General features: G+C 44.6%; 12 protein-coding genes. 6 read left to right on the top strand and 6 right to left on the bottom strand.

Annotation, left to right across the window (positions count from 1 at the left end):
- Positions 1 to 260: 260 nt before the first annotated feature.
- The 4 genes from J3998_RS01670 to J3998_RS01655 form a co-directional block, all read right to left on the bottom strand.
- A complete protein-coding gene (locus J3998_RS01670) occupies positions 261 to 848 on the bottom strand; it encodes an HvfX family Cu-binding RiPP maturation protein (protein WP_208146922.1) in 588 nt (195 codons plus the stop codon).
- 103 nt (positions 849 to 951) lie between these two features.
- Entirely contained in the window at positions 952 to 1,758 is an 807-nt protein-coding gene (locus J3998_RS01665; protein ID WP_208146920.1) for an inositol monophosphatase family protein, read from the bottom strand.
- A complete protein-coding gene (locus J3998_RS01660; RefSeq protein ID WP_208146918.1) occupies positions 1,751 to 3,052 on the bottom strand; it encodes an HlyC/CorC family transporter in 1,302 nt (433 codons plus the stop codon). The genes J3998_RS01665 and J3998_RS01660 overlap by 8 nt, the downstream gene beginning before the upstream one ends.
- Before the next feature lie 117 nt (positions 3,053 to 3,169).
- The gene (locus J3998_RS01655) at positions 3,170 to 3,973 is read right to left on the bottom strand and encodes a cytochrome C assembly family protein (RefSeq protein WP_208146915.1); all 804 of its coding nucleotides are present in this window, start codon (positions 3,971 to 3,973) and stop codon (positions 3,170 to 3,172) included.
- Between the two features lie 272 nt (positions 3,974 to 4,245).
- On the opposite strand from J3998_RS01655, the gene ffh reads away from it, so the two are divergent.
- From ffh to xerD, 6 genes are all read left to right on the top strand, one after another.
- Positions 4,246 to 5,625 (top strand): signal recognition particle protein, encoded by a 1,380-nt coding sequence (gene ffh, locus J3998_RS01650; protein WP_208146903.1) that lies wholly within the window; start codon positions 4,246 to 4,248, stop codon positions 5,623 to 5,625.
- A 201-nt stretch (positions 5,626 to 5,826) separates the two neighbouring features.
- Entirely contained in the window at positions 5,827 to 6,063 is a 237-nt protein-coding gene (rpsP, locus tag J3998_RS01645; RefSeq protein WP_208146901.1) for a 30S ribosomal protein S16, read from the top strand.
- 24 nt (positions 6,064 to 6,087) lie between these two features.
- Complete coding sequence (gene rimM / locus J3998_RS01640) at positions 6,088 to 6,609, top strand: ribosome maturation factor RimM (RefSeq protein WP_208146891.1); 522 nt, start codon at positions 6,088 to 6,090, stop codon at positions 6,607 to 6,609.
- Entirely contained in the window at positions 6,606 to 7,286 is a 681-nt protein-coding gene (trmD, locus tag J3998_RS01635) for a tRNA (guanosine(37)-N1)-methyltransferase TrmD (RefSeq protein WP_208146889.1), read from the top strand. The genes rimM and trmD overlap by 4 nt, the downstream gene beginning before the upstream one ends.
- A 135-nt stretch (positions 7,287 to 7,421) precedes the next feature.
- A complete protein-coding gene (gene rplS / locus J3998_RS01630) occupies positions 7,422 to 7,766 on the top strand; it encodes a 50S ribosomal protein L19 (protein ID WP_208146876.1) in 345 nt (114 codons plus the stop codon).
- 132 nt (positions 7,767 to 7,898) lie between these two features.
- A complete protein-coding gene (gene xerD / locus J3998_RS01625) occupies positions 7,899 to 8,786 on the top strand; it encodes a site-specific tyrosine recombinase XerD (protein WP_208146866.1) in 888 nt (295 codons plus the stop codon).
- Here the strand turns inward: xerD and J3998_RS01620 are convergent, their stop codons facing one another.
- Positions 8,787 to 11,108, bottom strand: coding sequence for an ATP-binding protein (locus J3998_RS01620; protein WP_208146864.1), 2,322 nt, complete (start codon positions 11,106 to 11,108; stop codon positions 8,787 to 8,789).
- Positions 11,109 to 11,954 (bottom strand): substrate-binding domain-containing protein, encoded by an 846-nt coding sequence (locus tag J3998_RS01615; RefSeq protein WP_208146862.1) that lies wholly within the window; start codon positions 11,952 to 11,954, stop codon positions 11,109 to 11,111. It lies immediately after the preceding gene.
- Positions 11,955 to 12,023 lie beyond the last annotated feature (69 nt).

The following is a 12,023-nucleotide window of genomic DNA, read 5'->3' as shown; positions in this document are numbered from 1 at the left end:
TATTGAGAATTCATAATTAGGTTCTGCCACCGCCATTTTTGCCTCCAACAAGGCGAAAATCGTGTGAAATAGCCATTCTATTTGAGCGACTTTTCAACACAGTTGGCGTAAAAATGGCAATGGCCCTTTGGGTTGTGCTTAAAAATCCGACACTCTGTGTTGCTCATCTCTTATTTGGAATAACCAAACTGCGCTCAGAGCGCCTTGATTGTCGAATTTTTAAGCGACAACAGAATCAAATATGAATTTTCAACAGACCCTTAGTCTTTCGGCATATAACGCTGTTTGATGTAGTAGTCGAAGCTGAAATATTTACCGGCTCCGATAAAGAACAGCGCTAATAGCATAATGAAATACGTCGCTGCCCATTCAATACCGTTATTAATCACAGCTAAGTTGCCGTGCTCCATCAATGTCTTATAGCTTTGCATGTTATAGGCTTTCTGTTCAAATTTATTCAAACTCTCGATCACTGCTGGTGCGCTTGTGCTAGCCCACGGAGCGGTTAAATCATGCACCGCCTGCCAGCCGTTATCCCAATGTACTTTGAAGGCTGCAACCGCCATAGTAATCATCAGTGGAATCGCTACCCAACGTGTCGCCAGTCCTAATGCTAATAACACGGCACCACCTATTTCCGATGCAATGACTAAACTCGCCATGACAGGGGGATAGGGTAATTGCATATAAGTAAACCATTCGACTATGCCGCTAAAGTCATTCAATTTATTGGTGCCTGCTACCCAGAAAACCGGCACCAGATAAATACGGATTGCCAAGGGGGCGAGAAAGTCGAACGCGCGAAAGCTGAGGAGCATTCGTTGTAGGCTGATAAGCAGTGAAACCATATGGACTCCAAATGAACCGGAAATTATGATGGTTTCATTATTAATGAGTTGCCGGCAAAAAGCGAATCAAAGCCAAGGGAGTCTTGGCTTTGCTTGAGTGAAATCAGATTTTTAGATAATCGGCCCACTGGTTGAAAAGTTCCGGTGTTGTTGCCGCTACGGCAGAACGTTTTTGAATTTGCGGTAGTAAGACATCTTCGCCGTCCAAGGTGCAGCTTTTTCCGCCGGCTTCGGTCAGAATCAATAAGCCTGCGGCATAATCCCAAATGTTCTGCGAACCGTGGATATAAATATGACCGCGACCAGCCGCCAGCCATGCCCAATCCAATGCCACAGAGCCGAAGCTACGTTGCGAAGAATATGGATTGTCTTGGATAATTTGGAACGCCAGTTCCGGGGTCAGGCGTTTAAAGTCGATAATCCCGCTGGTCTCTTTTAGCAAGCGTTTTGGGGTTTGTGCGACCAAGCGCTCATCATTCAACTCGGCACCTTGACCTAGGCGTGCAGCGAACATTTCGTCTCGGTCCGGATCGTAAACTAAACCGGCGACCAATTTTCCATTCATCATTAAAGCTAGAGAAACTGCATAAACCGGAATGCCGCTGGCAAAGTTACTGGTACCGTCAACCGGGTCAAGAATCCAGCAACCTTGTGGACTGCATAGCGCTTGTTTCTGTTCTTCAAGACTCATCTCTTCACCAAGAAAAGCAAATTCAGGCCAGTTCGACTGTAGGAACTTCTGGGTCTGTTTTTGCATTTCGGTATCTGCTTCGGTTAGCAAAGAACCATCGGCTTTCTGCTCGAAACCTACTTGTTCGAAACGAGAGAGGATTTCCGCTTTTGCCAGTTGGCGAATCCCGTTTTTAAGTTGCTGCCAGTGGCTGTCTTGATTGAAAAGAAAGTTAATCATGAGTGGTGTGTCTTAATCGTTTATTGGTGTAAAAGGTTAAAGTGACTTCTTCAATCGCATTCTGCGAGATCTTGGTAACTTCCAGAATGTAATAATCTTCAACGCGAATGCAGGTGCCGACAGGCGGAATCATCTCCATGGTCTCTTGGATTAAACCATTGATGGTTTTCGGGCCGTCGGTCGGTAAGTCCAGATCGTGTTCCTTATTCAAATCACGAATGAACTCCGAAGCGCTAATGGTCATGCTGCCGTCTTCGTTGACGGCAACCGCTTCCGGTACCGGCTTGGATTTGGCATCGGTAGAAAGCTTGCCGACAATTTCTTCCAGCAAGTCTTCAACGGTCAGTAAGCCTTGCAGATCGCCATATTCGTCAACAATTAGAGCCATGCGGCGCTTTTTCTGATTGAACTTACCAAGCTGTATGCTCAATGAAGTCGGTTCTGGAATAAAGTACGCCGGACGAATCAATTTGACCAGGTCTTTTAGGGTCACGTCACTGCGCATTAGCACCGGTAGGGCGCGACGCAGGTTTAGAATCCCAATCAGGTCTTCATCCAGAGAGCCGCGATAAATTGGTACTCGGGTGTATGGCGATTTTTGCAGGTCTTTAAGAATGTCTTCAAATGGCTGATCGAAATCGATAGCGTAGACTTCTTGCTTAGGAACCATAACATCTTCAACGGTTACCGTTTCTAATTGCAGCACTGAGTTAAGCATTGAACGGTAGTGTGCCGGAAGCTGACTAGTCGCTTCGTTAATCAGGGTTTGTAGCTCTTCATAGGTTAGCGCGTGGTCGTCATCATGGTGGCCGACCTTAACACCGAACATGCGAAGGAAGCCGTTGGCGAAGAAATTGACCAACCAAACAATTGGAGAAAGGATCTTCAGTAGCGGCGTTAGCATATAGGCGGCCGGGAAGGCGATTTTTTCCGGATAAAGTGCGGCTAAGGTTTTTGGTGCCACTTCAGCAAAGACCAATACAACCATGGTCAAAAGGCCTGCGGCCAGAGCGATACCGGCCTCACCAATCAGCTTCATGGCGATAATGGTTGCGACCGACGAGGCAAAAATATTAACGAAATTGTTACCTAGCAGGATGACACCAAGCAGGCGATCTGGTTTTTCCAGCAATTTCTGCGCAAGGATAGCGCCTTTATGGCCGGATTTAACCTTATGTTTAAGGCGATAGCGGTTCAGCGCCATCATGCTGGTTTCGGAGCTAGAGAAAATTGCCGATAGGATAATCAGCAGGCCAAGAATCCCAAACAGGACTGAGACATCTAAAGAGTTCAAGGGCGTTCAATAAGGTTATGAATTAGAACTAGTGATTATACTTTTTTCTCGTTGATGACTAAAGCTTAATCCATATTGAATGGTGAGTTTTTTGTAGGCAGGAAAGTGGTTAAGGCGTTAGCCGTTTATGCCCATCAGACTAAGTACGATTTCTGTACCGATAAAACTCAAAATCAATAGTACGTAAGCCCAAATAATGTAGCGTACCGCTTTCTGGCCACGCCATCCGGCACGATAGTGACCGATAATAAACCAGCCATAAACAAACCAAGAGAGGAAAGCGAAGAAGGTTTTGTGGATTAGGTGTTGTGCAAACAGGTCTTCAACAAAGAAAACGCCGCTGACCAGTGCGAAACTTAGGAAGACAAAGCCAATCAGTACCAACTTAATCATCAGATTTTCCATCTGCTGTAACGGCGGTAGTGCGCGCATTAGATTAGATAGTTGGCGTTTTCTAAAACGCTTTTCCTGAATGGAATACAGAATCGCTTGCGCCGCAGCAATCCCGAGAATACTGTAAGCAGCGATGGAAATCAGGACATGGCTCCCCAGTTCCAGCGGCATTTGAATGTGTTCATTGAAACCAATCGGTAATAAGGTTACCAGTGCGGCCAACGGGTAGATGAAAATCCCCAAAGTTTCGCAAGCCATGCGGCGGTTCAGATAGAGCAGAATAAAGCTGCCAAGCAAGGCAATCATCGACAGCGCATTAGCGAAATTGAAAACGAAGTAACCTTGCCATAGGGTTTGGCTAAGGGATACTAGGTGTAATAGCGAAGCAGCTCCAGCGATAACCAGAATGCGCTTGCGCTGATAATTCGGCTCGAGTTTTTCCACAAAACGGATTTTGCGCCAGATTAATAGGCTCACGAAGATATAAAGTAAGCTGGCAACTAGGGCAGTGAAACCACTAATAATCATACAAATCCTTTGGTGAAAAAGCTTGCGGCAAGGTGAAACTACGACAAGATACCGAATTTAATCGCTTTCGCCAAGTAAAAAACCGGTAAAAATGGAAAGCTTTCCCTACTCGATGCATAAAAAATTACGAATTGTTTATAATAGCGAAATTATTTTTTGAATTGAAGTGTGCCTAAGCAGCACCCAGTACTTAACCCCATTATTAAGTCCATTGAAAAATTACGATTGTGCGGTTTATTCATCGCGCTGTGGTCTTAAGGGTAGGAGAGAAGATGTTTGATAATTTATCCGAACGCCTCAATCGGACGCTGAAAACGTTAAAAGGACAAGGGCGCCTTACCGAATCGAATATTAAAGATGCGTTGCGTGACGTGCGCCGTGCTTTGTTAGAGGCTGACGTTGCGCTGCCAGTTGTTAAATCATTCGTCACTAAGGTTCAAGAGCGTGCGATTGGTCAAGAAGTTTCGACCAGCCTTAATCCGGGACAAGCGTTCATCAAGATTGTAAAAGACGAACTGACTTCGGTGATGGGCGAAGAAGCGGCGCCGTTAAATTTCAATGTTGAGCCGCCTGCGGTGATTATGATGGCCGGTCTGCAAGGTGCCGGTAAAACCACCTCGGTTGGTAAGCTCGCTAAATGGCTGACCGAGCGTGAGAAGAAGAAAGTTATGGTGGTTTCTGCCGACGTGTATCGTCCGGCGGCCATCAAACAGTTGGAAACTCTAGCCGATCAAGTTGGTGTTGAATTCTTCCCGTCAACGGCTGATCAGGATCCGGTCGAGATTGCTCGTAGTGCACATGCCGAAGCTCGCAAGCAGTTTGTTGATGTTTTGATTCTCGATACTGCCGGTCGTTTGCATATCGATGAAGATATGATGGGTGAAATCCAGCGTCTGCATGATTCGATTACTCCGGCGGAAACGCTGTTTGTTGTTGATGCGATGACCGGTCAAGATGCAGCCAATACTGCCAAAGCCTTTAATGATGCGCTACCGCTAACCGGTGTTATTCTGACCAAGACCGACGGTGATGCACGCGGTGGTGCGGCCTTATCGATTCGAGAGATTACCGGTAAGCCGATTAAATTCTTGGGTGCCGGTGAAAAAACCGATGCGCTGGAACCGTTTCATCCGGAACGGATGGCTGGCCGTATTCTTGGCATGGGCGATGTGCTGAGTCTTATTGAAGAAGCGGAAAGCAAAATCGATAAGCAGAAAGCGGAGAAGTTTGCCCAGAAATTACAGAAATCCGGCCAATTCGATTTGGAAGATTTCTTAGAGCAGTTGCAGCAAATTAATAAAATGGGCGGCATCGGCGGCATGTTGGGTAAATTACCAGGTATGGGTCAGCTAAAGGGACAGGTCGATAATGATGTGGCCGAAAAAGAGTTCGGCCGTCTGGCAGCGATTATCCATTCGATGACACCGCAGGAACGTCGCTTTCCGGCCGTTATCAAAGGTTCACGTAAGCGTCGTATCGCCGCCGGTTCCGGAACCAGTGTGCAAGATGTTAATAAATTGCTGAAGCAGTTTACGCAGATGCAAAAAATGATGAAGAAGATGAAAGGCGGCGGCATGAAAAATCTTATGCGCGGTCTTGGCGGAAAACTTCCTCCAGGCATGGGCGGCGGCTTACCGCCCGGTATGCGCTAACTAGTTGTTTTTACGGTTTAATTTCCCGTAAATAAGCCAATTGAAATTTGCTTTCAAAAGGCTTGAAATAAAGCCGCGGTTTCTATATAATCGCGGCTTTCCTGTTTCTGGCTGGATAAAAGTCGAAATAGTGTCATTTTTAATAGAAGAATTTGTTGGGTGGATTTCCACTCATCGCCTGATTAATACAAGGAAATAATTATGGTAGTTATTCGTTTGGCCCGTGGTGGTTCTAAAAAGCGTCCTTTTTACAAACTAGTTGTTGCTGATCAGCGTTTCAGCGCGACTGGTCGTTTCATTGAACAGGTTGGTTTCTACAACCCAGTTGCTCGTGGCCAAGAAGAAAAGCTACGTGTTGATCAGGCGGCAGTTGACGCTTGGGTTGCAAAAGGCGCGCAAATGTCAGATCGCGTTAAGAGCGTTCTTAAAAACGGTTAATTGATAAAACTGGCAGGTAAATTTATGGCGGTAACACCAGACAATCTCTTGCCTGTTGGTCAAATTAACGGTGTTTTCGGGGTTCAAGGCTGGGTAAAGATTTACTCGGATACTGAACCTCGTGAAAATATTTTTAGCTATTCGCCTTGGTGGATTGAACACAAAGGCGAGTGGCGTGAAGTCAAAGTAGAGGGCTTCAAAGGGCAAAACGGTGGTAAAGCACTGGTTGCCAAACTTGACTTGATCGGTGATCGCGATATTGCACGTGAATTTATGGGATGTCCAATCGCCATTGATCGTGCTGCGCTAGAACAAGACGAGAACGAATTTTACTGGATCGATTTGATTGGCTGCCAAGTGATTAACCTTGAAGGTGAAAACTTAGGTGAAGTTGTCAATCTAGTCGAGACAGGTGCCCATGATGTTTTACGTGTCAAAGGCGCGACTGACGAACTGATTCCATTTGTTTGGGAAGAGTTCATTATCGACATCGATATTGCTAATAAGCAAATTAAAGTGGATTGGCAAGCGGAAGAGTCAGAGTGAGATTTGATGTCATCACGCTCTTTCCGGAGATGTTTAGTGCGTTAACCGAGTCGGGTGTAAGCCGACGTGCGATTCAAAAAGAGCTGTATCAGCTTAATACCTGGAATCCACGCGAGTTTACTCATGATCGTCATAAAACCGTGGATGACCGTCCTTACGGCGGTGGTCCGGGAATGGTAATGATGTATCAGCCGCTCAAAGACACGCTGGACGCGATTAAAAGCGACCAGCAAACAAAACCGCATGTGGTGTATTTATCGCCGCAAGGTAAGCCGCTAACTCAAGAGAAGGTGGCTCAGTTAGCGCAGATGGCTTCAGTGACCTTATTATGCGGTCGTTATGAGGGCATCGACGAGCGTTTGCTGGAAACCGAGGTCGATGAAGAAATTTGCATTGGCGATTTTATCGTCAGTGGCGGTGAGTTACCGGCCATGATGTTAATGGATTCAGCGATTCGTTTGATTCCAGGTGCATTGGGTCATGCGCAATCAGCCGAGCAAGATTCCTTTTCGGATGGCTTGCTTGACTGTCCGCACTACACTCGTCCTGAAGAGATTAACGGGATGAAAGTGCCGGATGTTTTGCTTGGTGGTAATCATGCTCACATCGACGCTTGGCGTCACGAACAAAAGTTGTTGCGTACCCAGCAACGACGCCCGGATTTACTTGATCAGTAAATCTTGCTTCAGGGTTAAATGAAGTGACAATTCGGATTCAACCTCTGACATTATTTTGGTGTTCCTAAAGTTGGATAAAATTAACAGAGGCAAAACCTCTGCGGTTCAAAAAGAACCACAATGGAGAAGCTTAAAATGAGCGATATCATTAAAAAAATTGAAGCTGAACAAATGACTAAAGAAATCCCTGCGTTTGCACCGGGTGATACTGTTGTTGTTCAAGTTAAAGTTGTAGAAGGTAAAAACGAACGTCTTCAGGCATATGAAGGTGTTGTTATCGCGAAGAAAAACCGCGGCCTAAACTCTAACTTCATCGTGCGTAAAATCTCTCACGGTGTTGGTGTAGAACGTACTTTCCAAACTTACAGCCCACTAGTTGACAGCGTAACTGTTAAACGTCGTGGTGCAGTTCGTCGTGCGAAACTATACTACCTACGTAACCTATCTGGTAAAGCGGCTCGTATCAAAGAAAAAGTATAAGCTGTTTCGCCTTGCGGCATGTAAGTGCCGCAGCGTTACGAGAAAACCCTGCCAAATTGATTTTGGCGGGGTTTTTTTATGCCTACTGAATAATTGCTATACTGCTGCTAATTAAGTTTGTTGGAGGCTTTGATGTCGACACCGGTTCCTTTGGCGGAATTTTTGCATTTTTTACAATTCAATCAAGGTTTAAGCACCAATACCTTGGCGGCTTATCGCACGGACTTAAATAAGTTTATCGCTTGGTTGGAGCAACAAAAACTAGCTTGGCAAAACTTGCAGAATGAACAGTTAGAAGACTTTATTCTTGATTTAAGTTCTGAACGCAAAGCCGCTTCCAATGCACGTTTATTAAGTTCGGTAAAGCGATTGTATCTGTGGGCACAGCAACAAAAACTGTTGGATTCGAATCCGGTACAACAAGTCGTTGCACCAAAAGCAGAGCGGAAAATCCCGAAAGTGTTAAGTGAATCGCAAATTGATGATCTACTGGATGCACCGGATTTAGGTACGGCTTTAGGATTACGTGATCGCGCGATTTTGGAATTGATGTATGCCTCCGGTTTACGTGTCTCGGAAGTGGTTGAGTTGCCATTTGAGCAGCTGAATTTAAATGCCGGTATGGTGCAAGTTACCGGTAAAGGCGCTAAAGAGCGCATTGTGCCGATTGGCGAAGAGGCGGCTTATTGGTTACAAAGGTATTTGCAAGGTGCACGGGCGGAGTTGCTTGGCAAAAAAGTCGCGTCGACGTTATTTGTTTCGCGCTTAGGTCGGCAGATGACTCGCCAGACATTATGGCACCGAGTGCGTAACTTGGCTGAGTCGGTCGGTATTTTCAGTGATTTGTCGCCGCACGGTTTACGGCATGCGTTTGCCACGCATTTATTGAACCATGGTGCCGATTTACGCAGTGTTCAGTTGTTGTTAGGGCATAGTGATCTATCAACCACGCAAATCTATACACATGTTGCCAAGGCTCGATTACAAAGCTTGCATCAGCAACATCATCCGCGAGGCTGATTAGACTTTAACTAAAACTTCCGCGAAAACGCGTTTCAATTCCGGCATATTGATTGGTTTGGTTAAGTAGTCATCCATGCCGGCAGAGATAAATCGTTCTCGGTCGCCGGTCATGGCGTTGGCGGTCAAAGCAACTATGGCTTGCGGCTCGATTTGTTCTTTCTGTTCATAGATGCGAATTTGTTTAGTGGCTTCGATACCGTTTAAATTCGGCATGTTCTCATCCATTAAAATCAAGTCGTAGCGTTTGTTTTTAACGGCTTCAACCGCTTCTAGTCCGTCATTAGCTAAGTCGCAGTTTAAGTTGAGTTTTTTCAGAATGGCTTTCATTAACATTTGGTTGGTAAGGTTGTCTTCAACAAGAAGAATCTCGCCGCTGAAGTTTACTTCTTCAATGTTGTCAGTGGCATTCGTTTTTTCTTGGACTTTCTGCTGGGCAGCTTGTACTGGAATGCTGAAGTAGAAGGTACTGCCTTCTCCAAGTTTGGAGGTTACCTTTAGATTGCCGCCAAGCATTTCAACCAAGCGTGCACTAATGGTGAGTCCTAAACCGGTGCCGCCGTAGGTGCGGGTGGTTGAGGTTTCTGCTTGGGTAAATGCTTCGAAAATTTTCTCCTGCGCTTCTCGACTCATGCCGATGCCTTGATCTTTAATGGCAATGCGTAGCCACCCCGGGCTGTAATCGATCATTAAGTCGATATTTTTGCCTGAATCAGTGAATTTAACTGCGTTTGACAACAGGTTGGAAATGACCTGTTTAAGACGTAAGGCATCAGAGTGCAGAATATCCGGTAAGTCACCGGTAAACTCTACTTTAAAGGTAATGTTTTTCTCGCTACAGCGTGCGCGGAACAGGTCGGCAACGTTATTGAATTCAATTTTTGGGGAAAAGTCATTACGGTCAATTTCAAGTTTGCCGTTTTCGATTTTGCTTAGGTCGAGAATGTCGTTAATGATTCCAAGAAGCGTATGGCTCGATTGCGAGATTGTATCGAGGTATTTTTGGCTTTCACTATCCAGTTTTTTGCCTTTCAACAGGTCGATAAAGCCGAGAATTGCATTCAGAGGCGTGCGGATTTCATGCGACATATTGGCAAGGAATTCACCTTTCGACTTGGTGGCTTCCAATGCTTTGTTTTTCTCAATATTCAAGTCGTTGTTAATCTTTTCCAGATTGGTGATATCGACGAGTGACACGATATAGCGTTGGTAGCGGTTGGACTTTTGGGCGGAAAGTTGGAATGTACGTATGCTACCAAGGTAGTCAATTTTGGCTTTATGCGTGACATTCGGATTTTCTAAAAGATATTCAATCCAGTTTTTATCCGAAAACTTATATACCAAGCCTTCTTCTTTGACAAAAAGGTCGCAGATACAGGTGTAATCTTTAGAGAAGCTTTCCAAGGTTTCGTATTCGGAAAAGAAATTGAAGAAACCGCCACTGGCATCGATCAGTTTTTCTCCATCATTCACAATGATGATGTTTTCCTGTGAATTAAGAATGTCTTGAGTGTAGTTACGGCTATTTTCGATCTCTACCGAGGTGCGGTGGATATTTCGACTGAGTGCCCAAAAAGCGAGTAGCCCGAAGATAAGTAAAAACAGCGTTAAAGAAATTTGCAGATTTTTATAAAACAGTTTCTGCGATTCAACTTTAGAGCGAATTTTTGCAAAATTAATCGAGTTGCTATGAATGATATGGTTAGCATCTTCTTTGATACGTTGGAAAATCGGCTTAAAGAGTTTTACTTCCAATTTAAGTTCCGATAGAGCGTCGGAAAGTCGATCGTCTTTAGTTAGACGGTAATGATCGATTTGGTCGAGGGTTGAATTGATCTGCTGAATTTTTTCAAAGACTCGTTTGATTTTCGGCATGATATCCGCTTCAACAAAGCTGAACTGATTGGTCTTTAGAGGGGAGTAATACAGCACTTCTTGTTGTTTTGGTGTGTTTGGCAGATTCAAATCTAAGTAGTGGCTATAGGTTCCGCCAATATTGAGAATTTTTAAAGCGTGCTCTATTTCGTTGGCATTTTCATTAATTTCATTTTGCAGAATATTGCGAAGATGTATATTGGGGAAAGTCGACATTTGGAAGAAGCTCGACTCGAGCTTGTAAATTTCCAAAATAATTTCTTGGCCGATGACATTTTCAATTTCGGCATTACGTACTTCGGCATCCAATTCAGCAATATAGTTAGCAACACGAAAATTCAAAATGGTTTGTGAAACTAAGCCAAATACAAAGATGGTCAACAACAAGAAAAGGTTGATAGTGGTTTGGTTAACAATCGAATTGTCTTCATGTTTTCTCGACTGCATTTATTGATCCAACGATATTATTTGGGGAGGGTTTTGCTTAAATTGTTGCTGTTCCTCAGGCGTTAGAAAACCGTAGTCAGCAAAAACTTGAAGCCCTGCCGGAGAGCTGGCAAAACGCATAAACTCAAGTGCCAATTCAGGGTTTTTGGAAAAGCGTAATAAATTAAGTTCTAGATCTCGTTTTGGTGAAATCTTATTGTCGATAATTAGGGCGTCCATGTAATCAACGGTTTCTGGCCATTTAGAGGTAGCATACCAGTTTACTGCGATATCAGCATGCCCGGAGCGTATTGCAGTGAAAATTCGGTGTGAGTCAGTCGTGAAATAGGTGACATTCTCATAAACCGCGTTAGCAATGCCGAGCTTGCGCAAGGCAAGCTCAGTTGCGCGGCCGACAGAGCTGGCTTCAGGCGAGGAGATTACCACCGAAAGTTCTGGGTTGGTTAATTGCTTCAAATCCGCTTTGAGTTGTTTTGGATTGTTTTTCGGGGTAATGATTGCCAGACGGTTATAGCCGACTAAAACATAGCTGGCAAACAAGTTTTCTTGCAGATGGCTTTTACGGAAATTTGGGGAACCGGGAAAGTAAATGTCGCCACTTTGTTGCTTTGTTAAAGTGTCAAACAGAAAGCCGGACGCTCCTTGAACCAGCTTGACTTTTACATGATGTTGCTCGCTGAATTGGTCGGCAAGTTTCTGCAATGGACGAACCATTGTTATGCCGCTGTATAGCAATAACTCTTGTTTAGGGCTATCGGTATTCCCATCTTCAACTGAATCTGGCTGATAGTTTAAAACTAGCAGGGTTATAGCAACCAATATAAATGTAATAGATATGGTTTTCATAAAATCATTATCCATTTTCCGTTTAGACAGTTAAGAGTTTATCCATTTTGTTGGCGGTTCTTTAACTAA

Source organism: Thiomicrorhabdus marina, assembly GCF_017571465.1.
Lineage (GTDB): Bacteria > Pseudomonadota > Gammaproteobacteria > Thiomicrospirales > Thiomicrospiraceae > Thiomicrorhabdus > Thiomicrorhabdus marina.
Note: the sequence above shows the minus strand (reverse complement) of the source record. Positions and strands in the feature narration are given on the sequence as shown.